Consider the following 26,836-nt stretch of genomic DNA (forward strand, 5'->3'; position numbering starts at 1 on the left):
CCCGTGCGATCAGAGCAGGTGCGCAATGCCATAGAACAGCGCGCCGATCGCGGCCGCGGCGGGCATCGTCACCAGCCAGGCGACGACGATGCTCGATGCCACATTCCAGCGCACCGCCGACAGTCGCCGCGCCGCGCCGACGCCGATGATTGCGCCGGTGATGGTGTGCGTCGTCGAAACCGGGATGCCCAGGAAGGTCGCCATGAACAGGGTGATCGCGCCGCCGGTCTCGGCGCACACACCTTGCGGCGGGGTGAGACGCGTGATCTTCGAGCCCATCGTATGGACAATCCGCCAGCCCCCGGCGAGCGTGCCGAACGCCATCGCCGCCTGGCAGGCCAGGATCACCCACAGCGGCACATGGAATCCGCCGGACAGCAATCCTTGCGAATAGAGCAGGACGGCGATGATCCCCATTGTCTTCTGCGCGTCATTGCCGCCATGCCCGAGCGAATAGAGCGCCGCCGAGGCAAGCTGAACCTTGCGAAAGCGCTTGTCGACCTGCATCGGCGTGAGGCGGATGCTCGCCCAGGAGACGACCAGCACCATCAGCAGCGACAGCGCCATGCCGACCGCCGGTGAGAGAACGATCCACACCACCGTCTTGATCACGCCGCCCCACACGATCGGCGACAACCCCGCCTTGGCGATACCGGCGCCGAGCAGGCCGCCGATCAGCGCGTGGCTGCTCGATGTCGGCAGGCCGAGCACCCAGGTGATGATGTTCCAGCTGATTGCGCCCATCAGCGCGCCGAATACCACCGCAGCATCGATCGTCTCGGCATCGATGATCCCCGCGCCGACCGTGTTGGCGACGTGCAGACCGAAGACGAGGAACGCGACGAAGTTGAAGAAGGCGGCCCAGATCACCGCATAATGCGGGCGCAGCACGCGGGTCGATACCACGGTGGCGATCGAATTGGCCGCATCGTGCAGCCCGTTGAGAAAATCGAAGGCGAGCGCGATTGCGATCAGCCCGACGAGGAGCGGCATGGCCAGGGTCATCGTTCGGCCTCGCTCAGGCGTGGTCGATCACGAGGCCCTGGACCTCGTTGGCGATATCCTCGAACTTGTCGACGATGCGCTCGAGATGGCTGTAGACTTCCTGGCCGACGATGAAATCCATCGGCTGCGTCTTGCCCAGCCGCTTGAACAGCGCTTTCAGGCCCGCCTCGTGAATGTCGTCGGCATGGCCTTCAAGCTGGATCAGCCGCGCGGTCAGATCATGGAGCCGGCCGGCATTCTCGTTCAAATGGCGCAGCAGCGGGATCGCCTCGGCGGTGACGCGCGCCGCCTCGACGATGATCCCGCTCATGTCGCGCATCTGCGGCTCGAACTCGTTGAGCTCGTAGAGCGCGATCGTCTTGCCGGTCGCGTTCATCTGGTCGATCGCATCGTCCATCACCCCGATCAGGTCGGTAATCGCGGAGCGGTCGAACGGGGTAACGAAGATGCGCCGCACGTCGTGCAGCACTTCGCGCGTGATGTCGTCGGCCTGATGTTCGCGACGGACGATCTCGGCGATGTTTTCGTCGATCGTATCGCCGCCCTGGAGCAGCAGCGCCAGCGCTTCGGCGCCGGCGACGAGCGTTGCGGCATGCGCTTCGAAGAGATCGAAGAAACGGCCCTGCTGCGGCATCAGCGACTGAAACCAGCGCATCATCGGAAACTTCTCCCTATTGGTCCGCTGCGAAGTCGGCATGATGCGTTGGGCAAGGCCAGGCACCACCGGCGGCACGCGGAAATTGGCTATGAGACGTTTGAGCTCGGGTTCGTCGACCGCGTCGGCGGCCTCGGCAAGACCGAACCAGCGCACTTCGCGTTCGTCCTGCTCGGGCCATTGGTCGGCCTGGCGCTGGAAAGCGAGCGGGAACACCGCGACGGTGACGTTACGGGTGGTGCCGTCGGCACGGCGCTTGCGGTAGCGATATTCGCCGATCGCGGTTGGGCACGGGATGCCGAAGATGCCGGCTTCCTCGAACGCTTCCTCGGCGGCGGCTTCATGGAGGTTGAGCGTCGCCATCGTATTACCCTTGGGCACGACCCAGCGACGCTGCTCGCGCGAGGTAATCAGCATCACCTGCGCGCGGCCGTCGGATTCGATTCGATAGGGCAGGGCGGCGACCTGGCGGATGGGGCGATTCCCGTGTTGGCGTTGCGGCTCCCGCCGTTCGCATAGTGTGGCGCGATTTGGAACCGTCTAGTTGTTGCGCCGCTCGGGCTTAGGCATAGCGGCGGGCATGACTTTCGTTCTCGATCGATTCGATACCAACGGCTTCGTCGCCGCCACGCTGGCCGAAGATCTGGGCGATATCGGTGACATCACCTCGGCAGCGGTGATCCCGCAAAGCGCGCGCTTCGCCGGCGTGATGACGAGCCGCGATGCGATCACGGTTGCCGGGCTGGAACTGGCCGAAGCGTTCTTCCGCGCGCTCGATCCGGCAGCGACGATCGAACGGCTCGTCGAGGATGGCGATCGGGTCGCCGCCGGCACCGCGTTGATGCAGCTTTCCGGGCTTGCGCGCGCGATGCTGACCGCCGAGCGCTCGGCGCTCAACACCATCCAGCATCTCTCTGGCATCGCGACGATGACGCGCGCTTACGTCGATCGCATCATGGGAACGGGCGCGACGCTGCTCGATACGCGCAAGACGATTCCCGGCCTACGCGTGCTGGAGAAATATGCGACGCGGATGGGCGGCGCGACCAACCATCGCATGGGCCTGTGGGACGCGGCGATGATCAAGGACAATCACGTCGCGGTCGCCGGATCGGTTGGCGAGGCGGTGCGACGCGCGGCGGAGGCCGGCATCGCGTCGATCATCGTCGAGGTCGACAGGATCGATCAGATCGAGCCGGCGCTTGCTGCCGGTGCGACGCATCTGCTGCTCGACAATATGGAACCATCGACGCTGCGTGGCGCGGTGACGCTGGTCGGCGGTCGTGTCCCCACCGAGGCCTCGGGCGGCGTGACGCTGGAAAAGATCCGCGCGATCGCGGAGACGGGCGTGACCTATGTCAGCGTCGGGCGGCTGACTCAATCGGCGCCGGCGGCCGATATCGGGCTGGATTTTCAGATGGAAGGCTGATCCAATGCCGCATCGGACGAAGGGGGGAATGATGATGCGGATCGGGATAGCATTAATGGCGGCGGGCGTGGCGCTGCCTGGCATGGCGCATGCGCAGGCCTATCAATGCGTGATCCCGCACACGATCCCCACGCCACGCCCCGAATTGCCGAGCAGCAGCGAGCCCAAGCGAGTGTTGCCGATCGGCGGCTACACGCTCGCGGTGCGCTGGGCGCCGCAATATTGCCACGTCAACGGACGGCGCGCGGACGCGAAGTTCGAATGTGCCAGCGGCAATCGCTTCGGCTTCACGCTGCATGGATTGTGGCCGGACGGCGTCGGCAAGACCTGGCCGCAATATTGCCGCGCGGCAACGCTGCTGCCCAAGCCGGTGATCGCCCAGCATCTCTGCGCCAATCCGTCGGTGCAATTGACGCAACACGAATGGGCCAAGCACGGCACGTGCACGAGAGATTCGCCGCCGCGGTTCCTGGCGCGATCGCGCGCGCTCTACGCGCGGCTGCGGTATCCGGCCATGGATGCGCTGTCGCGCCGCAAGATGCTGACCGCGGGCGATTTCGCGGCCGCGATGGCGCGCGCCAACCCGGGTATGAAGGCGAACATGATGCGGATCACCGCCGATCGGCGTGGCTGGCTCGAGGAGGTATGGGTCTGCCTCGACAAGACTTACCGCTATCGTCGCTGCCCGAGTTTTCAGGGCGGCCTGAAGGCCAATGCGCGGATCAGGATCTGGCGCGGCGTGCGGTGATCGGCGTGCCCCTCAGCCCTCGATCACCGCGCTGGCAGGGTGATTCCGGTCTAAGTGCCGCTTGATCATCCGCAGATTGCGGGTGTTCGAGCGGAAGAAGAAATCCGGCACGATGCCGACGACGGGGACGAGGCCGAGCAGCCAGTCGAATCCGACGTTGCCCGTCATCCGCGCCATCTGCCATTTCGACATGCCGGCGTTGCGCGCTTCCCAGATCAGCCATGCGCCGAGCGCGGCGGCGATCGTGTCGCCGACGACGGGCACGACGTCGAGGATCACGTCTAGGCCGATCTTGCGCTTGGTGCCGGGAACGCGGACGAGCCCTTCGAGAACGTGCTCAAGCGCTTCGAGCCGTTGCCGAACGGCGGCTGGATCGCGGCCCATCGCCGCAGCGAGGCGCGGATGGATCGTGGATGAGAACTGGTTGACCATGGCGTCTATTTGGTGGGGCTGCGTAGCGCGTTCAATGGATGCCAGGCACGGGCGTTCTGTTGCCAGAGGTCGAGGCCGGGCGCGACCAGCGACCAGCGCAGCGGCGTGGCGAGCGGGATGAAGGCGGTATCGGCGGTCAGCGTCGCATCCGCCTTGGCCAGCGCGGCGGCGCGATCGGCGGGTGTCGGTGCGGTGCGCGCCGCCTCGATCGCGGCGTGCGCGTCGTCGCTGCACGGCGCACATGCCGTGGCGAGATACCAACGCGCGGTATCGAACGGCGAGACGCGGTCGATCAGCCGGAGATCGGCGTCGGCATCGATCGCGACGCGTTGCGGCTCGATACCGATCGCCAGCAGTGCCGAGCCGATCCAGCCGTAGAGCAATGTGCCGCCCGGGCCGGCGGGCAGCGCGATGCGCAGCGTCAGCGGGTCGGAATGTGTCGCGCGCCATGATGCGGTGACGACGCGGGCACCGTCGCGCCGCTGCTCGATCGATCCATTCGCCCAGGCGGGAGACGCGGAGGCGGCGGCCGAATCGAGGCGTTCGGGAAGGATCGCTGCTTGCGAGGGCCAGTCCGGGGCGATGGCGGAGACCATGCCTTGCCGATCGATCGCCGCGGCAATTGCGGCGCGCGCCGTGGCCTGGCCCAGAAAACCGGAGCGATCGACGACAGCCAGGCCGAACAGGCCTTGCGCCGGATCGCGGTGGATGCTGCTCGCCGGGATGTCCACGCCGGCGACCAACGGCCAATCGGCGACCGTGCCGCCGGTCACCATGTCGGAACGGTGGTCGGCAAAACGAATGATGGCGCGCGCGGCGCGTTCGCCGATCAGTTCGATATCGTCACGCGGGTTCGGCTCGGCGGTGTCGGCTTCGGGATCATCGCTATCGCCGGGCGCCGGACGCAGGAGGACGGTATTGCCGTGGTGCTTGACAAGCCGCAGCGGGCCGGCGCCGCCCGGCGGATTCATACGAAACAGTGCGAGTTCCGGCTGGGCGAGGCGACGCAACAGGTCGGGGCGCGGCTGTGAGAGGTGGATTTCGATCACCTCCGGCGTCATCGCCACGATCTCGTCGATTGCGGTCAGATAGGCAGCGGCGGGATTGTTCGTTCGGTCCTTGAGTGCGCGGCGCAGGATAGTGACGACTTGCTCGGTAGTGACCGGCCGGCCATCGCTCCACGTCGCGTCGCGGAGGCGGAAGATATAGCTGAGGCCATCGTCCAGCACCGTCCAGCGCTCGGCAAGACCCGGTTCGATCTGGCCGGCCGCGTCGAGGCTGACGAGTCCCTGGGCCGTGGCGGCGAGCAGCAGCCGCGGCGGGAGATCGGACGTCAGTTGCGCCGGCGGGACGATATGGGGAGCGCCACCGATCGCACTGACGACGACCGGGCCGTCACTGGCGCGACGGTCGCAGCCGGTGACCGTCAGGGCGGTGAGGAGCAGGAGGATGCAAGCGCGGTGCATGGCGGCGCTTTTGTGCCATCGTCGAGCCAGATGCGCTAGCCGTCGCGGCGCAGACGATCCCGGATCAGCAGCGCGGCACCAATCAGGGTGAGCAGCGCCAGGCCGAACCATGTCAGCGCATATTGCAGATGGGCGTTACGGAAGTGGACAACCGTGAGCCCGCCGACCGGCGCGTCGGCGGGAAGCGCGGTGCGATCGGCATCGATGAAATAAGGAGCGATCGTGCCGAGGCCTCGCGCCTTGGCTATCGCGGCAACGTCGCGCGAATACCAGCGATTGGCGGCGGGCGCATTGTGGCGGAGAAAGGCGCCGCCCGGTTCGGTGACGCGCAACAGGCCGGTGACGGTGGTAACGCCCGCGATCTGCGCGTCGCGACGGCTGGCTGCGGCACGATCGCCGGCCGGGACGAAGCCGCGATTGACCAATAACGTGAACCCGCGCGTCGTGGTGAAGGGTGTCAACACCCAGAAGCCGGGGCCGAGCTCCGTATTGGCCTGGACCAGCGTTTCGCGGTCATTCTCGTAGCGGCCGGTGACGGAGACGTGGCGATATGCGTCCTTGTCGGCGGTGATCGATCGCCATGCATCCCGGCCGGGTGCCGGCGCCGGAGCGGCGTGAACGCGGGCGTTCACATGCTCGATCAGCGCCAGTTTCCACGCCCGGCGATGGACCTGCCAGACGCCGAGCGAAACGAAGCCGGCAAAGGCGGCGCAACAAAGCGCGAGCAACAGGACGAACTTCGCCGTCGAACGGTTGCTCGCCTCGCGGCCGGCGGCGAGCGGCGCCGGCCGGGGCCGAGCGCCGGGATCGCTCACGGGGCGCTTTCAGCCATTGCCGGAGTCATCGGCATCATATTGGCGTTGAGGTGATACATCACCCAGATCGAGCCCGAGAGCGTGATGATGACCATCACCAGCGTGAAGATCAGCGCGAGCATCGACCAGCCGCCTTCCGAGCGCGTGTTCATGTGCAGGAAATAGACCATGTGCACGAAAATCTGCACCGCGGCGAGGAACAGGATCGTCGCAGTCGTCCAGCCCGGGCTGGTGATGACGTGATCCATTACCAGCCAGAACGGCACCGCCGTCAGGATAACCGAGAGGATGAAGCCGGTGAGATAGCCCTTCATCGAACCATGCGGCTCGAGATGGTCATGGCCGGTTGGATTGCCGTGGTGCGGGGCGGGGGTGTCGATGCTCATCAGAGCACTCCCATCAGATAGACGAAGGTGAAGACGCCGATCCACACGACGTCGAGAAAGTGCCAGAACATCGAAAGGCACATCAGGCGGCGCTTGTTGGCCGGGATCAAGCCCTTCTGTGCGGTCTGCACCATCAGCACGATCATCCAGATCAGGCCCGAGGTGACGTGCAGCCCATGGGTACCGACGAGGCTGAAGAAGGCGGTGAGGAAACCGCTGGTCCAGGGGCCGTGGCCCTCGGCAATCAGGCCGGCGAATTCGTGCATCTCGATGCCGATGAACGCCGCGCCGAAAACCCAGGTGATCGCCATCCACAGCAGCGTCTGGCTCTTGCTGCCGCGCTCCATCGCCAGCATGGCGAAGCCATAGGTGATCGACGAGAACAGCAGCATCGCCGTGTTCACCGCGACCAGCGGCAATTCGAACACGTCTCGGCCAGAAGGGCCGCCGGCATAGGAATGGCCGAGCACGCCGTATGTCGCGAACAACCCTGCGAAGATCAGGCAGTCGCTCATCAGGTAGATCCAGAAGCCCAGCATCGTGCTGCCGCCTTCGGGATGATGCTCCTCCTCGGTGACGTAGAAGGTTGGCGCGCCGTTGCCGGCGAGAAGCGCTTGCGTTGCCATCGGATTACCCTTGGGTCGCCACGGCGGGGGTGCGATGCCCCTCGGTCCGCGCGACTTCCTCTGCCGGGATGTAATAATCGCGGTCATAGTTGAAGGTGTGGAAGATCGCGTAGCCGATCATCGCGACGAACGAGATCGCCGCCAACCACCACATGTACCAGATCATCGCGAAGCCGAATGCCGTTGCCAGCACGCCGAGCACGACGCCGGTGGCGGTGTTCTTGGGCATGTGGATCGCGTGATAGCCGCTGGTTGGATGTTCGGCGCCGCGCGCCTTCATATCCCACCAGGCATCGAGATCGTGGACCACGGGGGTAAAAGCGAAATTATATTGGGGCGGCGGCGAGGTGGTCGACCATTCGAGGCTGCGGCCGTTCCACGGATCGCCACCGACCTTGAGCTTTTCGCGGTCGCGGATCGAAACGAAGAACTGCATCAGCATGCAGGCGATGCCGCCGGCGATGAGCAGGGCACCGAACGCCGCGACGATGAAGAAGGGATGCAGCGTGGGATCGTCGAAATGGCGCAGACGACGCGTCACGCCCATCAGGCCGAGCACGTAGAGCGGGGCGAAGGCGAACCAGAAGCCGATCACCCACAGCCAGAACGAGCGCACGCCCCAAGTGCGGTCGAGCTTGAAGCCGAACACCTTGGGGAACCAATAGTTGATCCCGGCGAACATGCCGAACAGCACGCCGCCGATGATGACGTTGTGGAAATGCGCGATCAGGAACAGCGAGTTGTGCAGCACGAAATCGGCGGGTGGCACCGCCAACATCACGCCGGTCATGCCGCCGATCACGAAGGTCAGCATGAAGGCGACCGTCCACATCATTGGCAGCTCGTAGCGGATGCGGCCGCGATACATGGTGAACAGCCAGTTGAAGATCTTCGCACCCGTGGGGATCGAGATGATCATCGTCGTGATGCCGAAGAACGAGTTGACGCTAGCCCCAGAGCCCATCGTGAAGAAGTGGTGCAGCCAGACCAGATACGACAGGATGGCGATGACAACGGTGGCGTAGACCATCGAAGTATAGCCGAACAGGCGCTTGCCGGTGAAGGTCGGCACGACCTCCGAGAACACGCCGAACGCCGGCAGGATCAGGATGTAGACCTCCGGATGGCCCCAGATCCAGATCAGGTTGATGTACATCATGGGGTTGCCGCCCATGGTGTTGGTGAAGAAGTGGAAGCCGAGGTAGCGGTCCACCGTCAACATCGCCAGCACCGCCGTCAGGATCGGGAAGGCGGCGACGATCAGCACGTTGGTGACGAGCGCGGTCCAGGTGAACACCGGCAGCTTCATCATCGTCATGCCCGGCGCGCGCATCTTGACGATCGTGGTGACGAAGTTGACGCCCGAAAGCAGCGTGCCGATACCCGATAACTGCAGGCCCCATATCCAGTAATCGACGCCGACATCGGGGCTGTAGGCGAGGTTGGAAAGCGGCGGATAGGCGAGCCAGCCGGTGCGCGCATATTCCCCGATGAACAAGGACAGCATCGTCAGGATGACGCCCGAGACGGTCATCCAGAAGCTGAAATTGTTGAGGAACGGGAAGGCCACGTCGCGGGCGCCGATCTGCAGCGGCACGACGAAGTTCATCAACCCGATCACCAGCGGCATCGCCACGAAGAAGATCATGATCACGCCGTGCGCGGTGAACACCTGGTCATAATGGTGCGCCGGCAGGAAACCCTGGTTGTCGCCGAACGACAATGCCTGCTGCGCGCGCATCATCAGCGCGTCGGAGAATCCGCGCAGCAGCATGATGATCGCCAGCACGATATACATCACGCCGATCCGCTTATGGTCGACGCTGGTCAGCCACTCCTTCCACAGATAGCCCCACCATTTGAAATAGGTGATCGCGCCGAGCACGGCGATGCCGCCGATCGCGACGCCGATGAACGTGCCGATCAGGATCGGCTCGTGATAGGGGATCGATTCCAGGCTGAGGCGCCCGAAGATGATCTTTGCGAGGTCTGACGTGGTCATAGCTGCGGTCTATCGGTTGTTCTGAGCGGAAAGCGGCGGGCGGCGGTGCCTCACGACATGCCCCGGTTCTTCTGGTCGCTGGGCTTGATGTTGCCCGGCGTGCCGGGGGCGGGCGGCTCGCCCACGTTCTTGCCTTCGCCCTTTTCCTGCGGCGATTTGAACAGGGCCCCCTCGGCGTTACCGATCGTGCCTGGACCGGTTACGTTGACCGGTGCGGGCGACCTGGGGCTCTCGCCACGCATGTCCTTCATCATGTCCGCCTTCATCTGATCGGCGACACAGGGCTCGCCAGGATGCGTGCACTCGTTGAGGATGCGGTCATAAAGGCCGGGCGCGTAAGCGGAGAAAGCGATCGGCTTCACGTTTTCGCTGGGCTTTTCGAGCTTGTAATAATTGGCGTTCGAAAGCTGCAATCCGCTGCTCTTTACCTTGCCGATCCACTGATCGAAGCCGCCGGCATCGAGGCCGAGCGTCTTGAAGTGCATGCCCGAGAAGCCCGCCCCGCTGTAATTGGCGGAGAAACCATTGAACGTGCCAGTGTCGTTGAGGACGGCGTGAAGCTTGGTCTCCATACCCGGCATAGCGTAGATCTGGCCGGCAAGCGCGGGGATGTAGAAGCTGTTCATGATCGAGGTCGACGTGATCTTGAACGCGATCGGGCGATCGGTCGGCAGCGCGAGCTGGTTGACCGTCGCCACGCCATATTGCGGATAGAAGAACAGCCACTTCCAATCCATCGCGACAACATCGACCTCGAGCGGTTGCGCGTTGGCGGGAACGGCCTGGCCCTTGTCCAGCCGGGCGATCGGCCGATACGGGTCCAGCGTATGCGTGCCGAGCCAGGTGATCGCGCCGAGGCAGATGATGATCAGCAGCGGCGCCGACCAGATGACCAGTTCGAGCGCGGTCGAATGGTCCCAATCCGGCAGATAGGTCGCTTCCTCGTTCGACTCGCGATAGCGCCAGGCGACGATCACGGTGAGCACCATCACCGGAATGATGATCAGAAGCATCAACAGAGTCGCGGCGACCAGAAGATCGCGCTGCTGCGCCGCAACATCGCCGGACGGCTGCAGCACATCGGCATGGCAGGCGCCGAGCAAGGCGACGGCAGCAACTGAAAGACCAGCACGAATCACGCGATTCCGCGTAAAATGGGCAAATCGGTTCGGGATCATGCGGCCCCCATAGGCGCAAAATTTGGAAATTCCCATAGGACAGTTTGTCTAACCCTCTCGCATGTGCAAAAGGGCCTCCATGTCGGTGATGGTGCATATGCGCGCGCCGGACTATATGAGAATGTATCGCCGAGTGCGAGACGAGGAGTCGAATCGACCATGAATGCAGGGACCGCAGCGGGATCGGGCGAGGCCGAGCGCGACGCGCGGGTGATCAACACGCGTGACACGCACGTTGCGCCGGGCGAGATCGCGATCGGCGTGATTATCGGCCGCACGTCCGAATTCTTCGATTTCTTCGTCTATGCGATTGCCTCCGTGCTGGTGTTCCCGGCTTACTGCTTTCCCTATGTCGATCGGTTGACCGGGACGCTTTACTCGTTCGCGCTGTTCTCACTCGCGTTTATCGCGCGACCGGTGGGATCGCTGATCTTCATGGCGGTTGACCGCAACTACGGCCGCGCGACCAAGCTGACGATCGCGCTGTTCGTGCTCGGCATCTCGACCGTGTCGGTCGCCTTTTTGCCGGGCTACGATAGCGTCGGAAGCGCGTCGTGGATCCTGCTCGCGGCATTTCGTATTCTGCAAGGTCTCGCCCTAGGCGGCGCTTGGGACGGGTTGGCGTCGCTGCTGGCGATGAATGCGCCCGCGAATCGGCGCGGTTGGTATGCGATGGTGCCGCAGCTTGGTGCACCGCTCGGGCTGATCGTGGCGAGTGGCTTGTTCGCCTATTTCGTCCTCGAATTGTCGAACGCCGATTTCCTCGATTGGGGCTGGCGCTTCCCGTTCTTCTGCGCGTTCGCGATCAACGTCGTCGCGCTGTTCGCCCGGCTGCGGCTCGTTTCGACGCCTGATTTCAGCAACCTGTTCGAGAGCAAGGACCTACAGGCATCGGCCGTTTTCCCGACGCTGGAGAAGGAAGGTCGCAACATCATCATCGGCGCGTTCGCCCCGTTGGCGAGCTTCGCCATGTTCCACATGGTCACCGTCTTTCCGCTGTCCTGGGTGATGCTGTTCACGCACCAATCGGTGTCGCACTTCCTGGTGATCGAAGCGGTCGCGTCGCTGTTCGGAATCGCTGGGATCGTCGCTTCGGGCTATCTCGCGGATCATGTCGGGCGGCGCTCGCTGCTCGGTGTTGGTGCGGCGGTGATTGCGGCGTTCAGCGGCTTCGCGCCGCAATTGCTCGATGCCGGTGACCTTGGCGAGATCGTCTTCATGGTGGTCGGCTTCACCATTCTGGGTTTTTCGTTCGGTCAGTCGTCGGGCGTCGTCGCCTCGAACTTTCCCAGCTTGTCGCGCTACACCGGCTCGGCGATCACCTCGGATATCGCCTGGCTGTTTGGCGCGGGCTTCGCGCCGCTCGCAGCATTGTGGCTGGCGGCCAATTTTGGCGTCATGGCGGCGGGCGGATACCTGCTCTCCGGCGCGATCGCCACGCTGCTTGCGCTATGGCTGAACCGGGCACTCGGCACCGATCGGCAGGAGCCGGTGGCGGCGGAATAGACCGCACACTTTCGAAGATTTTAAATGGCTCCCGTCTCGCGGCGGGAGCCTTTTTTCATAACGATGGCAGGTCGAGCCCGTGCTCGCGCGCGCAATCGATTGCGATGTCGTAGCCGGCGTCGGCGTGGCGCATCACGCCCGAGGCGGGATCGTTCCACAGCACGCGTTCGAGACGGCGGGCGGCATCGTCCGAGCCGTCGGCGACGATCACCATGCCGGCGTGCTGCGAATAGCCCATGCCGACGCCGCCGCCATGGTGCAGCGAGACCCAGGTCGCGCCCGAGGCGGTGTTGAGCAGCGCGTTGAGGAGCGGCCAGTCGGAGACGGCGTCGGAGCCGTCTTTCATCGCCTCGGTCTCGCGATTGGGGCTGGTGACCGAGCCGGAATCGAGATGGTCCCGGCCGATGACGACGGGGGCCTTGAGCTCCCCGCTCGCGACCATCTCGTTGAACGCGAGGCCGAGGCGGTGGCGATCGCCCAGGCCGACCCAGCAGATCCGCGACGGCAGGCCCTGGAACGCGATCCGCTCGCGCGCCATGTCGAGCCAGCGGTGGAGGTGCGCGTTGTCGGGGAGCAGTTCCTTCACCTTGGCGTCGGTCTTGTAGATATCCTCGGGATCGCCGGAGAGCGCGACCCAGCGGAACGGGCCGATGCCGCGGCAGAACAGCGGCCGGATGTAGGCGGGCACGAAGCCGGGGAAGCCGAACGCGTCGTCGAGGCCTTCGTCGAACGCGACTTGGCGGATGTTGTTGCCGTAATCGACCGTCGGGATGCCTTGCGCCTTGAACGCGAGCATCGCTTCGACGTGCGTCTTCATCGAGGCCTTGGCGGCGGCTTCGACCTTGGCGGGGTCGCGCTCGCGGCCGTCGCGCCACTGGTCGAGCGTCCAGCCGGCGGGGAGGTAGCCGTTGAGCGGATCATGCGCCGAAGTCTGGTCGGTGACCATGTCGGGACGGACGCCGCGGCGGACCAGCTCGGGGAGGATTTCGGCGGCATTGCCGAGCAGGCCGATCGAGGTGGGTTTGCCCGATCGCGTCGCGTCGTCGATCATCGCCAGCGCCTCGTCGAGGTCGTGGGCCTGCTTGTCGAGATAGCGCGTCTTGAGGCGCATCTCGATCCGGCTCGGCTGGCATTCGATCGCGAGGCACGACGCGCCCGCCATCACCGCCGCCAGCGGCTGCGCGCCGCCCATCCCGCCGAGGCCGGCTGTGAGCAGCCATTTGCCGGTGAGGTCGCCGCCGAAATGCTGGCGGCCCATCTCGGCGAAGGTCTCGTAGGTGCCCTGCACGATGCCCTGGCTGCCGATGTAGATCCACGAGCCGGCGGTCATCTGGCCATACATCATCAGCCCGGCGCGATCGAGTTCGTGGAAATGCTCCCAGGTCGCCCATTTGGGGACGAGGTTCGAGTTGGCGATCAGGACGCGCGGCGCATCCTTGTGGGTGCGGAACACGCCGACGGGCTTGCCCGACTGGACGAGCAGGGTGTGGTCGTCGTCGAGGCGCTTCAGCGTATCGACGATGCGGTCGAAACTCTCCCAGTCGCGCGCGGCGCGGCCGATGCCGCCATAGACGACCAGCTCCTGCGGGTTCTCCGCCACCTCGGCGTCGAGGTTGTTCATCAGCATCCTGAGCGGCGCTTCGGTGAGCCAGCTTTTCGCGCTGAGCTCGGGGCCGCGCGGGGCGCCGATGTGGCGGCTGTTATCGAGGCGGGTCATAAAGGCTCCAGGCAGGCTTGGATGACGCGGGTGAGGATCGCGGTCATCGGGCGGGCGTATTCGGGGTCGAAGGGCACGGGCCACGGCTCGGGATCGGCGCCGATCGGCTCGTCGAGATAGCCGCGACAGGCGAGCTCCATCTGGATGGCGTGGATGTCGTGATCGGGCGCGCCATAGTGGCGCGTCGTCCAGCCGCCCTTGAAGCGGCCGTTGACGACGCGGGTGAACGCACTGGCGTCACAGGCGGCGGCGACGCGCTCCTCCAACTCGGGCGCGCAGGTGGTGCCGTTGTAGGTGCCGATGTTGAAATGCGGCAGCGCGCCATCGAACAGGCGCGGGATCACCGAGCGGATCGAGTGGCAGTCGTAGAGGACGACGCGGCCGTGCGCCTTGTGCAGGCGGTCGATCTCGGCGGCGAGCGCGTCGTGATAGGGGGCGAACCAGCGGGCCTTGCGGGTGTCGATTTCCGCCTCATCGGGTTCCTCGCCGTCGCGGTAGAGCGGCTCGCCGTCGAAGGTGGTGACGGGGCACAGGCCGGTGGTCGCCTGGCCGGGATAGAGCGACGCGCCCCAGGGATCGCGGTTTACGTCGATCACGCTGCGCGAAATGCTTGTGCGAACCATCGTCGCGCCCCTATCGGCGGCGAAGGCGTAGAGCTTGTCGACCCACCAGTCAGCGTCCTTGCGAGCGAGATCGGGGGAGACGAGCCGCGCTTCGATGTCGACGGGGATGTCGGTGCCGGTGTGCGGGAAGGCGAGCACCAGCGGGGCGTCGCCGCGCGAGACGGAGAGCCAGTCGGTCACGCCGTCACCGTCGGCAGCGGGATCGCCGCGTCGGTGAGCAGATCGGCGAGCGCGCCCGAGCGGACGATCGCCAGCGCCGCGTCGATATCGGGGTGCATGTAGCGATCCTCGTCGAGCGTCGGCACGTCGCGGCGCAGGCGGGCGCGGACGGCCTCCAGCGCGACGGAGCTGGTCAGCGGGGCGTGGAAGTCGCAGCCCTGCGCGGCGGCGAGATATTCGATGGCGATCACGCTGGCGAGGTTGGCGGCCATCTCGGGCAGGCGGCGGGCGCCGTGCGCGGCCATCGAGACGTGATCCTCCTGATTGGCCGAGGTGGGGACCGAATCGACGCTGGCCGGGTAAGCGCGCTGCTTGTTCTCGGAAACGAGCGCGGCGGCGGTCACCTGCGGGATCATGAAGCCCGAGTTGAGGCCGGGCTTGGGGGTCAGAAACGCGGGAAGGCCGGACAGCGCGGGATCGACCAGCATGGCGACGCGCCGCTCGGCGATGCTGCCGATCTCGCAGATCGCCAGCGCGATCATGTCGGCGGCGAAGGCGACCGGCTCGGCGTGGAAATTGCCGCCCGACAGCGCGACGTCCTCGCCGGCGAAGACCAACGGATTGTCGGTGACGCCGTTGGCCTCGATTTCGAGCGTGGTGGCGGCGTGGCGCAGCACGTCGAGCGCGGCGCCCATCACCTGCGGCTGGCAGCGCAGGCAATAGGGGTCCTGCACACGCTCGTCGCCGGTGACGTGGCTGGCGCGGATCGCCGAGCCGACGAACAGCGCGCGCAGCGTCTCGGCGACCGCGATCTGGCCGGGCTGGCCGCGCAAGCCGTGAATGCGGGGATCGAACGGGGTGTCGGAGCCCTTGGCCGCTTCGGTCGACAGCGCGCCGGTGGCGAGTGCGGCGTGGAACAGGCGTTCGGCCTCGAACAGGCCGGCGAGGGCGTAAGCGCAGGAGAATTGCGTGCCGTTGAGGAGGGCAAGCCCCTCCTTGGGACCGAGCGTGAGCGGGGCGAGGCCGGCCTTGGCAAGCGCGTCGGCAGCCGGCATGCGCGTGCCGTCGAGCTGGATTTCGCCGGCGCCGATCATCGCCGCGGCCATGTGCGCGAGCGGGGCGAGGTCGCCCGAGGCGCCGACCGAGCCTTGCGCGGGGATGACGGGGAGCAGGTCGCGGGCGAGCATTTCCTCGATCCGCTCGAGCGTCTCCACGCGCACGCCCGAGGCGCCGCGGCCGAGGCTCGCCAACTTGAGCGCCATCATCAGCCGGACGACATCGCGCGGCATCGGTTCGCCGGTGCCGGCGGCGTGGCTGACGACGATATTGTGCTGGAGCTGGGCCAGGTCCCCATGCGCGATGCGGACGGTGGCGAGCTTTCCGAAGCCGGTGTTGATCCCGTAAACCGCGTCGTCGCCGGCGATGATCCGTTCGACCGCCGCGGCGCTGGCAGCGACGTCGGGGCGGCAGGCGGGATCGAGCGCGATGCCCTCGCCGCGATAAATGGCGCGCCAGTCGGCGAGCGTTGCCTGGCCGGGGGTGAGGATCACGTAGGCGCTCCGTTGAAGATGCGTTGGTGCAGGGGGTTGAAGCCGATGCGGTAGACCAGCTCGGCGGGGCGCTCGATGTCCCAGATCGCGAGGTCGCAGGCCTTGCCGGGTTCGAGCGTGCCGATCTGGTCGGCAAGGCCGAGTGCGGCGGCGGCGTTGCGGGTGACGCCGGTGAGGCATTCGGGGACGGTGAGGCGGAACAGCGTCGCGGCCATGTTCATCACCAGCAGGATCGAGGTCATCGGCGCGGTGCCGGGATTGCAATCGGTGGCGAGCGCGATTCCGATGTGGCGGGCGCGCAGGCCCTCGATCGGCGGCAGCTTCGTCTCGCGGACGAAGTAGAAGGCGCCGGGGAGCAGGGTGGCGACGGTGCCGGCGTCGGCCATCGCGTCGAGGCTGGCGTCGCTGGCATATTCGATATGGTCGGCGGACAGCGCATGGAAACGTGCCGCAAGCCCGCTGCCGCCGAGATCGGAGAGCTGGTCGGCGTGGAGCTTGACCGGCAGGCCATGCGCCGCGGCGGCGGCGAAGACGCGCTCGGTCTGCTCGGCAGTGAAGCCGATCCCCTCGCAGAACGCATCGACCGCATCGGCCAGTTCGGCGTCGGCGATGGCGGGCAGCATCTCATCGACGACCTCGCGGATGTAATCGTCGGCGTCGCGGCCGGGCGGCAGGGCGTGGGCGCCGAGGAAACTGGTCTCGACGCGGACGGCGCGTTCGTCGGCCAGCGCGCGGGCCGTGCGGAGCTGCTTGGTTTCGTTGGCCAGGTCGAGGCCGTAGCCGGACTTGATCTCGACGGTAGTGACGCCCTCCGCGAGCAGCGCGTCGAGCCGGGGGAGGGCGCTCGCCAGCAGCTCTGCCTTGGTCGCCGCACGGGTCGCCTGCATGGTCGAGACGATGCCGCCGCCGGCACGGGCGATCTCTTCATAGCTGGCGCCTTCGAGGCGCAACTCGAATTCGTGCGCGCGATCGCCACCGTAAACCAGGTGCGTGTGGCAATCGATCAGGCCGGGGGTGATCCAGCGGCCGGCGCAGTCGATCCGTTCGGTGGCGTCGAAGGTGGGCGCATCGGCGGCGGGGCCGGCGTAGCGGATGCGGCCGTTGTGGCTGGCGATCACGCCGTGCTCGACCTCGCCCAGGCCGTCGCCGGCCATCGTCGCAAGGCGGGCATGGTGCCAGACGCGGTCGCAGCGCATCGGAGGGCCTTTCTGCTAGCGGGTGAGCGATCGATAAAGTATATACAAATAATAGAAGGGTGACGTCCAGTCCTTCTAATGGCCCGCACACCACTGTTCGCCCTGAGCCTGTCGAAGGGCAGTTTCTTGGTTGAAGGGAAGAGCGGTGCTTCGACAAGCTCAGCACGAACGCGGTAAAGGGATGCTGCAATGACCGATCTCTGGTTCGAAACTGCGCTGCTGCCTGATGGCTGGGCGGATCGGGTGCGCGTGACGCTTGACGGCGAGCGGATCGCCGCGGTCGAGGCGAATGCTGCGGCGGATGCTGCGCGGCAATTCGGGGCGGCGGTGCCGGGGCTCGGCAATCTGCACAGCCATGCGTTTCAGCGGGCGATGGCGGGGCTGGGCGAGGTGCGGGGCGCTGGCGACGACAGCTTCTGGACGTGGCGCGAGGTGATGTATCGCTTCGCCGGCGCGATCGGGCCGGAGGCGCTGGAGGCGATCGCCGCGATGGCGTTCGTCGAGATGCTCGAGAGCGGCTTCGTGCGGGTCGGCGAGTTTCACTATCTGCATCATCGGCCCGACGGGCGGCCGTATGACGATCTCGCCGAGATGGGCGCGCGGATCGGCGCGGCGGCGGACGCCACCGGGATCGGGCTGACGTTGCTGCCGGTGCTCTACATGCAAGGCGGGTTCGGCGGTGCGGCGACGGACGCGGGGCAGCGGCGGTTCGTCAACGACCTCGATCGATACGCGGCGCTGCATGCGGCGAGCGCGCGGGCGCTGGCGAGATTGCCGGATGCGGTGGTCGGCGTCGCGCCGCACAGCTTGCGCGCGGTCGGGCCGGAAGCGCTGGCAGCGATGGTGGAGATCGGCGGCGACGGGCCGAAGCATATCCATGTCGCCGAGCAGCAGCGCGAGGTCGACGATTGCCTCGCCTGGAGCGGGGCGCGGCCGGTGGCGTGGCTGCTCGACCATGCGCCGGTGGGGCCGGACTGGTGCCTGGTTCACGCGACGCACATGAGCATTGCCGAGACGCGGCGGCTGGCAACGAGCGGCGCTGTGGCGGGGCTTTGCCCGCTGACCGAGGCGAGCCTGGGCGACGGCATTTTCAACGGGCGCGATTATGTCGCGGCGGGCGGCCGCTATGGGATCGGATCGGATTCGAACGTGCTGATCGATGCCGGGCAGGAATTGGCGGCGCTCGAATATTCGCAGCGGCTGGCGCACCGGCAGCGCAACGTGATGGCGGCGGGCGAGGGCTCGACCGGCCGGGCGCTGTTCGATGCGGCGCTGGCGGGCGGCGCGCAGGCGCTGGGCGTCGCCCCCGGACGGATCGAGATTGGCGCGCCGGCGGATGTCGTCGCGCTCGATCTCGCGCATCCGTCGTGCGCGGGGCGGCAGGGCGATGCGCTGCTCGACGCCTGGGTGTTTGCCGGTCAGCGCGGCATGGTCGACGCGGTGTGGCGGCGCGGACGGCATGTGGTGCGCGGTGGGCGGCATATCGCGCGCGACGCGGTGGCGGCGCGCTATCGGGCGGCGGTCGCGGGGCTGGCCGGTGCGTGAGGCGGCCCGTGCGGCGGGGCGCTCGCTGGAGGCGCATATTCGTAGCGTGATCGAGGATCGGATCATGTCGGGCGCCTGGCACCCCGGCGACCGCGTGCCCGCCGAGCATGAGCTGATGGTCGAGTTTGACTGCTCGCGGATGACGGTTAACCGGGCATTGTCGGCGCTGGCCGACGCCGGTTTCGTCGAGCGGCGGCGGCGCGCCGGCACGGTGGTCGCACGGCCCAGGCGGCAGATGGCGGCGATCGAGATTCCGGATATCGAGGCGCAGGTCGAGGCGGCCGGGGCGCGCTACCGGCTCGAAACCTTGTCGGTCGATCGGATCGACGGTGCGGCGGCGCCGGCGGTGGCGCGACTGGAGGGTGCGGCCGAGGTGCTGGCGATCGTCTGCCGTCATCACGGCGACGGGGTGTTTGCGCTCGAGGAACGCTGGATCAATCTCGACGCAGTGCCGCGGGCGGCGGGTGTCGACTTCGGCCGCGTCGCGCCGGGGCGCTGGCTGCTCGATTACGTGCCCTGGACCGAGGGCGACTATCGCATCGCCGCCGTCGCCGCCGATCCGCGGTTGACGGTGCCGGCCGACACGCCCTGCCTTTCCTTCGAGCGCTGGACGTCGCGCGGGGGGCAGACGATCACCTATGTCCGGCAGGTCTTTCCCGGCGGATTCGCGCTGACCGCCGGCGGCAGCGGATAACCGCGACTAACGGTTCGGGATCGGCGATCCGGCGGGTTCGGGCTGGCTCGGCCTGGGGCTGTTGGCGGTGGCGTCGAGCGTCGCGTCGCCGCCGAGCGCGGTGTAGAGATCGACGAGATTGGTCGCCCCGGCGAGTTCGGTGCCGACGAGCGTTTGCTGTGCGCTGTAGAGCGTGCGCTGCGCGGTGAGGCTGTTGAGATAGGTGTCGATACCGCCGCGATAGCGCGCGTCCGACAGCCGGTAATTGTCCTGCGCCGCATCGACATTGTTGCGGTCGGCGGTGGTCTGCGCGTCGATCGTGCCGCGCCGCGCGAGCGCGTCGGCGACGTCGCGGAATGCCGACTGGATTGCCTTTTCGTAGGTCGCCAGTGCCGCGTCGCGCGCGGCCTTGCTGGCGGCGACATTGGCACGCCCGGCGCCGGCGCGAAAAATCGGATAGCTTATCGACGGTGTTGCCGAATAGCTGAACGCGCCGCCGGTAAAGAGCGAACTGAGCGCGGTGCTGGCGAATCCGGCGAGGCTGGTCAGCGAGATCGTTGGAAACAATTCGGCCCGCGCTGCGCCGATCTGGGCGTCGGCGGCGCGCAGCTTGTATTCGGCCTCCACCACGTCGGGCCGCCGCAGCAGGATCGAGGAATTGAGTCCGGCGGGCACCGCGCCGAGCGTCGGCGCAACCTGCTCGATCGCGTCGGGCAGCAGCGCCGGATCGACCGGTGCGCCAACCAGCAATTGCAGCGCGTTCGCGTCCTGCGCCAGATAGGTCTTTTGCTGCGCGATGTCGGAAAGCGCGGTGTCGAGTACGGTCTGCGCCTGGCGCAGGTCGGTGCGCGGCGCGATGCCACCGTTGAGGCGCGCCTGGGTGAGCTCGACGCTCTTCCGCGCGTTGGCGGCGGTATCCCGGGCGAGCTTGAGCAGGCTCGCGTCGGCGGCATAGGTCAGCCAGGCGGTCGCGACCTCGCCGACCAGGCTGAGCCGGGTGGCGCGCGCGGCCGCCTCGGTCGCGAAATACTGGTCGAGCGCGGCATGGTTCAGCGAGCGCACACGGCCGAACAGGTCGATCTCGAACGCGCTGGCGCCAACATCGGCGGAGAAGCTGTGCTTCGCCGAGCCGGCGGCGACGCCCTTACCGCCGCGGAAGGTGCCGCTGCCTGTCGCGTCGATTTCGGGGAACAGTCCGGCATGCTGGACGCGATATTGCGCACGCGCCTGTTCGATATCGGCGACGGCGACGCGCAGGTCGCGGTTGTTCTCCAGCGCCCTGGTGATGATCTGCTGAAGGCGCGGATCGCGGAACACCTGCTTGAAATCGACGCTGGGCAGTGCCGCCTCGCTGCTGGTGAGATAGGCGTCGCCCTGCGGCCAGGAGGCGGGCACGGGGGCGGCCGGGCGCACATAATGCGGCTCGAACGAACAGGCGGTGAGCGACGCGGTTGCCAGCAGGAGCGCGATGCGCTTGGTCATCATGCCGAGCCCTCCGGTTCGGCCGGCGGCGCCGGATCGTCGTGATGGAGATGCGACAGCGCGTCTCGGGTCGTGCGCCGCACGATCACGAAGAACAAGGGAATGTAGAAGATCGCAAGGATCGTCGCGGTCAGCATGCCGCCGATCACCGAGGTGCCGATCGCGATGCGGCTGTTGGCGCCGGGGCCGGTCGCGATCGCCAGCGGAAACACGCCGAAGATGAACGCGAACGACGTCATCAGGATCGGACGGAGACGGATGCGCGCGGCCTCCAGCGCGGCGTCGATCACGCGCTTGCCCTGCTTTTCGGCCTGTTCGGCGAATTCGATCATCAGGATCGCGTTCTTCGATGCGAGGCCCATCGTCGTCAGCAGGCCGATCTGCAGATAGACGTCGTTCTGAAGCCCGCGCAGCGTCACCGCGAAGATCGCGCCGACCAGGCCGAGCGGGATCACCAGCAGCACCGCGATCGGGATCGACCAGCTTTCATAGAGCGCGGCGAGGCACAGGAAGACGACGATCAGCGACAAGGCATAGAGGACGGGGGCTTGTCCCGACGACAGCCGCTCCTGATAGGACGCGCCGCTCCACGCGACCGACGTGCCCGGGTATTTCGCGGCGAGCTTGGCGATCTCATTCATCGCGTCGCCCGAGCTTTTACCGGCGGCCGGTTGTCCATCGATCTCGTATGACGAAACGCCCGAGAAACGGCTCAGCGTCGGCGGTGCCGACGACCAGGAAATCGTGGAGAAGGAGGAGAACGGCGCCATTTGCCCGTTTGCCGAGCGCACATACCAGTCGGCAAGGTCGCTTGGTGCAGCACGATAGGGGGCGTCGCCTTCGACATAGACGCGCTTCACCCTGCCGCGATCGATGAAGTCGTTGACATAGGTGCCGCCCCAGGCGGTCGCGAGGGTCGCGTTGACGTCCGATTGCGAGAGGCCGAGCACCGCGAGCTTCTGGTTGTCCGTGTCGACCTGGAGCGTCGGCTGGTCTTCCAGATCGGCCAGGCGAATCTGGGAAAGCACCGGATCCTTGCGCGCCGCCGCGACCAGCTTGTCGCGCGCCGCCTCGAACTCGGCGCGGCTGAGCCCGCCCGAATTGAGGAACTGCATCTCGAAGCCGTTCGATTGGCCGAGGCCGCGCACCGCCGGCGGCACCAGCGAAAAGACGCGCGCGTCGCGCAAGCCACTGAACGCCTTGGTCGCGCGCTCGGTGATCGCCGATGCGCTGTTTTCCTTGCCCTTGCGCTGGCTCCAATCGGTCAACGAGACGAATCCGCGGCCCTGGTTCTGCCCGCCCGAACCGCCGCCGCCGGAGCCCGCGATCGTGAAGATCGCCTTCACGTTGCCCTTTTCCTGCGTCAGGAAATAGCGCTCGATCGCATTCTGGACCTGCACGGTGCGGCCCTGCGTCGCCCCCGGCGGAAGCTGGAACTGCACCATCGCCGTGCCCTGGTCCTCGGTCGGCAGGAAGCCGGTCGGCAGGCGGAAGAACAGCAGCACCATCACCGCTGCCACCAGCAGATAGATCACCAGGAACAACCACTTGCGATCGACGACCTTGGCAATCGCGCCTTGGTAGCGGTGGACGGTATTGTCGAAAGTGGTGTTGAACCAATCGCGCGCGCCAGCGAGCCGTTCGGCCAGCCGGCCCTGGTTCTCCGCGTTCTTGCGCTTGAGCAGATTCGAGGTGAGCGCCGGCGTGAGGATCAGCGCGACCAGCACCGACAAAGCCATTGCCGACACGATCGTTACCGAGAACTGGCGGTAGATCACGCCGGTCGAACCGCCGAAGAATGCCATCGGCAGGAACACCGCCGACAGCACGAGGGCGATCGCGATCAGCGCCATCTGGATCTCGCCCATCGAGGCGATCGTCGCTTCCTTGGGCGACATTTCGGGATTTTCCTCCATCAATCGCTCGACATTTTCGACCACGACGATCGCGTCGTCGACGAGCAGGCCGATCGAGAGGACGAGCCCGAACAACGTCAATGTGTTGATAGAGAAGCCCGCGATCGCGAATACGCCGAAGGTGCCGAGAATGACGACGGGCACCGCGATCGTCGGGATCAATGTCGCGCGCCAGCTTTGCAGGAACACGAACATCACCACGACGACAAGCACGATTGCCTCGAGCAACGTCTTCACCACTTCGTCGATCGACAGCTTGATGAACTTGGTGGTGTCGAACGGGAAATTGTATTTGTACCCGGGCGGCAACTCGCTGGCGTGCGTGGCGAAATAATTCTTGACTGTCTCTGCGGTGGAAAGGGCGTCGGCGCCCGGTGCGAGCGAGACGGCGATGCCGGCACCGGGGTGGCCATTGAGCTTGCCGACGATGCCGTAGGATTCGGCGCCGAGTTCCACGCGTGCCACATCCGACAGCCTCACGGTTGAGCCGTCCGACTGCGTCTTCACGATGATGTTGCGGAACTGTTCGGGCGTAGTCAGCTTCGACTGCGCGGTCACGGTCGCGTTGAGCATCTGGCTTTGCGGCATCGGCTGGCCGCCGACCTCACCCGCGGCAACCTCGGCGTTCTGCGCCTTGATCGCGGCGATCACGTCGCTCGGCATCAGCGAATAGCTCTGCAGCTTCGCCGGATCCAGCCAGATGCGCATCGCATATTGCGATCCGAACACGTTGATCTCGCCAACGCCGGGCAAGCGAGCCACCGGATCCTGGAAATGGGAGACGAGGAAATCCGATATGTCTTCGCGCGAATCGTGATCGGTCGAATCGTACACGCCGACCACGAGCAGGAAATCGGTATTCGCCTTGGTGACCTGCACCCCTTGTTGTTGCACCTCTTGGGGTAGGCGAGACAGGGATTGCTGCACCTTGTTCTGGACCTGCACCTGGGCGATGTCGGGATCGGTGCCCTTGGCAAAGGTGACGCTGATCGACACCTGGCCGCGCGAGCTGGAGGTCGACTCGAAATAGAGCAGGCCGTCGATGCCGGTGAGCTGTTGCTCGATCACTTGGGTGACGCTGTTTTCCAGCGTTTCGGCCGACGCACCGGGATAGGTCGCGCGGATGTTGACCTGTGGCGGCGCGATATCGGGATACTGCTCGACGGGCAGCGTGTAGATCGCGCCGACGCCGAGCATCATGATGATGATCGCGATGACCCAGGCGAAAATCGGTCGTTCGATGAAGATCCGGGAAAGCACGCGCCGTCAGCTCGCGGCTTTGCTGGTGCCGTCTTTACCCGAGCCGCCGATCTCCTGCGGCGAGCTGGCCGGCACCGGCCGGACGACGGTGCCGGGCGTGGCGTTGAGCGAGCCCTGGGTGATGACCTTGTCGCCGGGCTGCAGGCCACCGGTGACGACCCAGTCGGTTCCCTGGGTGCGCGAGGTGGTGACGGTTTTCTGCACGACCTTGTTGCCGGGGCCGATGACCAGCACCGTCGCGTTGCCCTTGGGATCGTGCGCGACGCCCTGCTGCGGCACAAGGATCGCGTGCGGATCGACCGCCTGGGCGAATTCGGCGCGGACGAACATGCCGGGAAGCAGCAGCCCCTGCGGATTGGCGAAGCGCGCGCGCAGAGTCACCGTGCCGGTATCGGGATCGACCACGGCTTCGGAGAATTCGACCTTGCCGACCTGACCATAATCGCTGCCGTCATCGAGCTTCAGCCGGACGCTTGCCTCCGCCGGCACGACGCCGTTGGTCGCCAGCGACTGACGTAGCTTGAGCAGATCGCTCGCCGATTCCTGGATATCGACATAGATCGGATCGAGCCGCTGGATTTCGGCGAGCGGATCGGTCTGGTTGGCGGTGACGAGCGCGCCCTCGGTGAACAGCGAGCGGCCGATGCGGCCGGTGATCGGCGCGGGAACCGTGGTGTAGTGGAGATTGATCCGCGCCGTTTCCAGCGCCGCCTTCTGTTGCTGGACGGCGGCTGCCGCTTCGCGCGCGGCGGCGGCGGCATCGGTATAATCCTGCTGGCTCACGGCTTGTACGTCGGCGAGCGGCTTGTAGCGATCGGCCTTGATCTTGGCGGCTGCCGCGGTCGCCTCGGCGTTGGCGAGGTTGGCCTGCGCTTGATTGAGGCTGGCGCGATAAAGGCTGGGGTCGATCTCATAGAGCGGCTGGCCCTTATGGACGATCGAGCCCTCGGTGAAGAAGCGCTTGCGGATGACGCCGGAAACCTGCGGCCGCACCTGCGATTGCTGATAGGCCGACGTGCGTCCGCCGAGCTCGATCGTCAGCGGGACACTCGATTGCTGAACGACGACATAGCCCGCCTCGGGCGCGGCTTGGTCGTGTTGGGGCTTGCCGCTGCCGCATGCCGTGAGCGACAGCAGCACGCCGGCCGCTGCCCCGCGCATCCAGAGCATCAATATCGTCCGTTGTCGGAGGGTCAAAGATGCCGCGAACAGGATGATCGGGTTCCTTACCGAAAGGCCTTGAAACCCCCCGACATTCGCCGATCGATTTCACAGCCTGGATTACCGTTCATGTCTGGCGACCGTCACGCCGCTTGGACGTCCCTCTTTGACGGAGCCAACCGCCCGATCGAAGGCGGTTTTTGTTCGACCGAACGAAACTCGGGCCGGCTTAATCGGGTTGTTCGATGCTTGTCCAGCCGGCATTTGTCGCAAATTGTCGCAGCGCGCCGGCTTGGGCTGGCGGCCGAATTTCCCGCGCTGCGGCGCTCGATGACCCGTCAGCTACCCTGTAGCACCTTCATGATCAGCATTGATTGTTCGGCACCCGACTGCGGAACGATCTCGCCCGTCCGGTCAGTGATCTGGCGCCAACGGTCGGCAATGCCTTCGGGCGTGCAGGCATCACCCGTGAGCGCGACGCCAGGAGTCAGCGTGACATACGCGCTCTGGAACACACCCGCGCCGGCGCCGACGATGGCGTTGCTCGGCGCGTCCTCCGATACCAGGTAAACGGCGGCTGGGGCGACCTTTTCGGGCGCGAAGGCCTCGAACGCCTGCTCGGGGAACAGGTCGGCGGTCATCCGAGTGCCTGCGACGGGCGCGATCGTGTTGACCCGGATATTGTATTTCGCGCCCTCGAGGTGAAGCGTCTTGGTAAGGCCGGCGAGGCCGAGCTTCGCGGCACCGTAATTGGCCTGGCCGAAATTGCCGTAGAGGCCGGTCGACGATGCCGTCATCAGGATGCGGCCATAGCTTTGCTCGCGCATCGTTTCCCACACCGCCTTAGTGCAGTTGGCGGAACCGAACAGATGAACCTTCACCACGAATTCGAAATCGGCCGGCTCCATCTTGGCGAAGCTCTTGTCGCGCAGCACGCCGGCATTGTTGATCAGGATATGGACGCCGCCCCACCGTTCCTTGGCCTTGGCGACCATCTCGACCATCTGGTCATATTCGGTGACGCTGCCGCCGTTCGACATCGCCTCGCCGCCGGCCGCCTCGATTTCCTCGACGACCTTCAGCGCCGCATCTGAATGACCGGTGCCGTCGCGCGCGCCACCGAGGTCGTTGACGACCACCTTGGCACCGCGTTTCGCCAAGTCGAGCGCATAGGTGCGCCCCAGGCCACCGCCGGCGCCGGTAACGATGGCGACGCGGTTATCGAAACGGATGGTCATGGCGCGGATCCTCGATGGGCAGGTTGACGTTCACGTCATGCTCTAGCCGATCGCCGCGCATACGAAAA

At 66.1% G+C, this 26,836-nt stretch carries 22 protein-coding genes; 5 read left to right on the forward strand and 17 right to left on the reverse strand.

Features of this window, described 5'->3' with window-relative positions; all coding sequences use genetic code 11:
• Positions 1 to 9: 9 nt before the first annotated feature.
• Together K7G81_RS06185 and K7G81_RS06190 are read right to left on the reverse strand one after the other, a co-directional pair.
• Entirely contained in the window at positions 10 to 1,005 is a 996-nt protein-coding gene (locus K7G81_RS06185) for an inorganic phosphate transporter (protein ID WP_223029862.1), read from the reverse strand.
• A gap of 13 nt (positions 1,006 to 1,018) precedes the next feature.
• Complete coding sequence (locus K7G81_RS06190; protein WP_223030153.1) at positions 1,019 to 2,134, reverse strand: DUF47 family protein; 1,116 nt, start codon at positions 2,132 to 2,134, stop codon at positions 1,019 to 1,021.
• Between the two features lie 106 nt (positions 2,135 to 2,240).
• On the opposite strand from K7G81_RS06190, the gene nadC reads away from it, so the two are divergent.
• Both nadC and K7G81_RS06200 read left to right on the forward strand, forming a co-directional pair.
• On the forward strand, positions 2,241 to 3,089 hold the full coding sequence (gene nadC, locus K7G81_RS06195) for a carboxylating nicotinate-nucleotide diphosphorylase (protein WP_223029863.1): 849 nt from the start codon (positions 2,241 to 2,243) through the stop codon (positions 3,087 to 3,089).
• A 4-nt stretch (positions 3,090 to 3,093) separates the two neighbouring features.
• On the forward strand, positions 3,094 to 3,837 hold the full coding sequence (locus tag K7G81_RS06200) for a ribonuclease T2 family protein (protein ID WP_255586667.1): 744 nt from the start codon (positions 3,094 to 3,096) through the stop codon (positions 3,835 to 3,837).
• A 12-nt stretch (positions 3,838 to 3,849) separates the two neighbouring features.
• Here the strand turns inward: K7G81_RS06200 and K7G81_RS06205 are convergent, their stop codons facing one another.
• The 7 genes from K7G81_RS06205 to cyoA all read right to left on the reverse strand — a co-directional run bounded on the left by K7G81_RS06205 (position 3,850) and on the right by cyoA (position 10,703).
• On the reverse strand, positions 3,850 to 4,269 hold the full coding sequence (locus K7G81_RS06205; protein WP_223029864.1) for a DUF4112 domain-containing protein: 420 nt from the start codon (positions 4,267 to 4,269) through the stop codon (positions 3,850 to 3,852).
• Positions 4,270 to 4,274: 5 nt separating this feature from the next.
• The gene (locus K7G81_RS06210) at positions 4,275 to 5,735 is read right to left on the reverse strand and encodes an ABC transporter substrate-binding protein (protein WP_223029865.1); all 1,461 of its coding nucleotides are present in this window, start codon (positions 5,733 to 5,735) and stop codon (positions 4,275 to 4,277) included.
• Between the two features lie 35 nt (positions 5,736 to 5,770).
• A complete protein-coding gene (locus K7G81_RS06215; protein ID WP_223030155.1) occupies positions 5,771 to 6,466 on the reverse strand; it encodes an SURF1 family protein in 696 nt (231 codons plus the stop codon).
• A gap of 80 nt (positions 6,467 to 6,546) precedes the next feature.
• Complete coding sequence (gene cyoD, locus K7G81_RS06220; protein ID WP_223029866.1) at positions 6,547 to 6,936, reverse strand: cytochrome o ubiquinol oxidase subunit IV; 390 nt, start codon at positions 6,934 to 6,936, stop codon at positions 6,547 to 6,549.
• Complete coding sequence (gene cyoC / locus K7G81_RS06225; protein WP_223029867.1) at positions 6,936 to 7,562, reverse strand: cytochrome o ubiquinol oxidase subunit III; 627 nt, start codon at positions 7,560 to 7,562, stop codon at positions 6,936 to 6,938. The genes cyoD and cyoC overlap by 1 nt, the downstream gene beginning before the upstream one ends.
• A 4-nt stretch (positions 7,563 to 7,566) precedes the next feature.
• A complete protein-coding gene (cyoB, locus tag K7G81_RS06230; protein WP_223029868.1) occupies positions 7,567 to 9,564 on the reverse strand; it encodes a cytochrome o ubiquinol oxidase subunit I in 1,998 nt (665 codons plus the stop codon).
• Between the two features lie 50 nt (positions 9,565 to 9,614).
• The gene (gene cyoA / locus K7G81_RS06235) at positions 9,615 to 10,703 is read right to left on the reverse strand and encodes a ubiquinol oxidase subunit II (protein WP_369412043.1); all 1,089 of its coding nucleotides are present in this window, start codon (positions 10,701 to 10,703) and stop codon (positions 9,615 to 9,617) included.
• Positions 10,704 to 10,901: 198 nt separating this feature from the next.
• Here cyoA and K7G81_RS06240 point away from each other — a divergent pair, with 198 nt between their 5' ends.
• Complete coding sequence (locus tag K7G81_RS06240) at positions 10,902 to 12,248, forward strand: MFS transporter (protein WP_223029870.1); 1,347 nt, start codon at positions 10,902 to 10,904, stop codon at positions 12,246 to 12,248.
• A 55-nt stretch (positions 12,249 to 12,303) separates the two neighbouring features.
• Here the strand turns inward: K7G81_RS06240 and hutU are convergent, their stop codons facing one another.
• Genes hutU through hutI form a run of 4 tightly spaced genes read right to left on the reverse strand, consistent with a single transcriptional unit; the run spans position 12,304 to position 17,493 of the window.
• Positions 12,304 to 13,965 carry a urocanate hydratase gene (gene hutU, locus K7G81_RS06245; protein WP_223029871.1) on the reverse strand — a complete coding sequence of 554 codons (1,662 nt, stop codon included), beginning with the start codon at positions 13,963 to 13,965 and terminating at the stop codon, positions 12,304 to 12,306.
• The gene (hutG, locus tag K7G81_RS06250; protein WP_223029872.1) at positions 13,962 to 14,768 is read right to left on the reverse strand and encodes an N-formylglutamate deformylase; all 807 of its coding nucleotides are present in this window, start codon (positions 14,766 to 14,768) and stop codon (positions 13,962 to 13,964) included. The genes hutU and hutG overlap by 4 nt, the downstream gene beginning before the upstream one ends.
• Complete coding sequence (gene hutH, locus K7G81_RS06255; RefSeq protein ID WP_223029873.1) at positions 14,765 to 16,297, reverse strand: histidine ammonia-lyase; 1,533 nt, start codon at positions 16,295 to 16,297, stop codon at positions 14,765 to 14,767. The genes hutG and hutH overlap by 4 nt, the downstream gene beginning before the upstream one ends.
• Positions 16,294 to 17,493 carry an imidazolonepropionase gene (gene hutI / locus K7G81_RS06260; protein WP_223029874.1) on the reverse strand — a complete coding sequence of 400 codons (1,200 nt, stop codon included), beginning with the start codon at positions 17,491 to 17,493 and terminating at the stop codon, positions 16,294 to 16,296. Before hutI ends, hutH begins: the two co-directional genes overlap by 4 nt.
• Before the next feature lie 189 nt (positions 17,494 to 17,682).
• Here hutI and K7G81_RS06265 point away from each other — a divergent pair, with 189 nt between their 5' ends.
• Entirely contained in the window at positions 17,683 to 19,038 is a 1,356-nt protein-coding gene (locus tag K7G81_RS06265; protein WP_223029875.1) for a formimidoylglutamate deiminase, read from the forward strand.
• Positions 19,031 to 19,732 carry a histidine utilization transcriptional repressor HutC gene (hutC, locus tag K7G81_RS06270; protein ID WP_369412044.1) on the forward strand — a complete coding sequence of 234 codons (702 nt, stop codon included), beginning with the start codon at positions 19,031 to 19,033 and terminating at the stop codon, positions 19,730 to 19,732. Before K7G81_RS06265 ends, hutC begins: the two co-directional genes overlap by 8 nt.
• 6 nt (positions 19,733 to 19,738) lie before the next feature.
• Here hutC and K7G81_RS06275 read toward each other — a convergent pair whose 3' ends face one another.
• From K7G81_RS06275 to K7G81_RS06290, 4 genes are all read right to left on the reverse strand, one after another.
• Positions 19,739 to 21,193, reverse strand: coding sequence for an efflux transporter outer membrane subunit (locus K7G81_RS06275; protein ID WP_223030156.1), 1,455 nt, complete (start codon positions 21,191 to 21,193; stop codon positions 19,739 to 19,741).
• Complete coding sequence (locus tag K7G81_RS06280; RefSeq protein WP_223029877.1) at positions 21,193 to 24,369, reverse strand: efflux RND transporter permease subunit; 3,177 nt, start codon at positions 24,367 to 24,369, stop codon at positions 21,193 to 21,195. Before K7G81_RS06280 ends, K7G81_RS06275 begins: the two co-directional genes overlap by 1 nt.
• Positions 24,370 to 24,375: 6 nt before the next feature.
• Positions 24,376 to 25,530: an efflux RND transporter periplasmic adaptor subunit gene (locus K7G81_RS06285; RefSeq protein ID WP_255586668.1), complete on the reverse strand. Its 1,155-nt coding sequence runs from the start codon at positions 25,528 to 25,530 to the stop codon at positions 24,376 to 24,378.
• 338 nt (positions 25,531 to 25,868) lie between these two features.
• Positions 25,869 to 26,768: an SDR family NAD(P)-dependent oxidoreductase gene (locus K7G81_RS06290; RefSeq protein ID WP_223029879.1), complete on the reverse strand. Its 900-nt coding sequence runs from the start codon at positions 26,766 to 26,768 to the stop codon at positions 25,869 to 25,871.
• Positions 26,769 to 26,836 lie beyond the last annotated feature (68 nt).

It is taken from the genome of Hephaestia mangrovi, from assembly GCF_019880555.1.
In the GTDB taxonomy this organism is placed as follows: domain Bacteria; phylum Pseudomonadota; class Alphaproteobacteria; order Sphingomonadales; family Sphingomonadaceae; genus Sphingomonas; species Sphingomonas mangrovi.

What these genes read in the sequence shown, in the direction of transcription:
- K7G81_RS06290 (WP_223029879.1), bottom strand. Translation starts at nt 26,768, where the DNA reads ATGACCATCCGTTTCGATAACCGCGTCGCCATCGTTACCGGCGCCGGC.
- K7G81_RS06240 (WP_223029870.1), top strand. Translation starts at nt 10,902, where the DNA reads ATGAATGCAGGGACCGCAGCGGGATCGGGCGAGGCCGAGCGCGACGCG.
- nadC (WP_223029863.1), top strand. Translation starts at nt 2,241, where the DNA reads ATGACTTTCGTTCTCGATCGATTCGATACCAACGGCTTCGTCGCCGCC.
- K7G81_RS06285 (WP_255586668.1), bottom strand. Translation starts at nt 25,530, where the DNA reads ATGCGCGGGGCAGCGGCCGGCGTGCTGCTGTCGCTCACGGCATGCGGC.
- K7G81_RS06185 (WP_223029862.1), bottom strand. Translation starts at nt 1,005, where the DNA reads ATGACCCTGGCCATGCCGCTCCTCGTCGGGCTGATCGCAATCGCGCTC.
- hutU (WP_223029871.1), bottom strand. Translation starts at nt 13,965, where the DNA reads ATGACCCGCCTCGATAACAGCCGCCACATCGGCGCCCCGCGCGGCCCC.
- hutI (WP_223029874.1), bottom strand. Translation starts at nt 17,493, where the DNA reads ATGCGCTGCGACCGCGTCTGGCACCATGCCCGCCTTGCGACGATGGCC.
- K7G81_RS06205 (WP_223029864.1), bottom strand. Translation starts at nt 4,269, where the DNA reads ATGGTCAACCAGTTCTCATCCACGATCCATCCGCGCCTCGCTGCGGCG.
- K7G81_RS06210 (WP_223029865.1), bottom strand. Translation starts at nt 5,735, where the DNA reads ATGCACCGCGCTTGCATCCTCCTGCTCCTCACCGCCCTGACGGTCACC.
- K7G81_RS06275 (WP_223030156.1), bottom strand. Translation starts at nt 21,193, where the DNA reads ATGACCAAGCGCATCGCGCTCCTGCTGGCAACCGCGTCGCTCACCGCC.
- cyoD (WP_223029866.1), bottom strand. Translation starts at nt 6,936, where the DNA reads ATGAGCATCGACACCCCCGCCCCGCACCACGGCAATCCAACCGGCCAT.
- cyoC (WP_223029867.1), bottom strand. Translation starts at nt 7,562, where the DNA reads ATGGCAACGCAAGCGCTTCTCGCCGGCAACGGCGCGCCAACCTTCTAC.
- K7G81_RS06200 (WP_255586667.1), top strand. Translation starts at nt 3,094, where the DNA reads ATGCCGCATCGGACGAAGGGGGGAATGATGATGCGGATCGGGATAGCA.
- cyoB (WP_223029868.1), bottom strand. Translation starts at nt 9,564, where the DNA reads ATGACCACGTCAGACCTCGCAAAGATCATCTTCGGGCGCCTCAGCCTG.
- K7G81_RS06265 (WP_223029875.1), top strand. Translation starts at nt 17,683, where the DNA reads ATGACCGATCTCTGGTTCGAAACTGCGCTGCTGCCTGATGGCTGGGCG.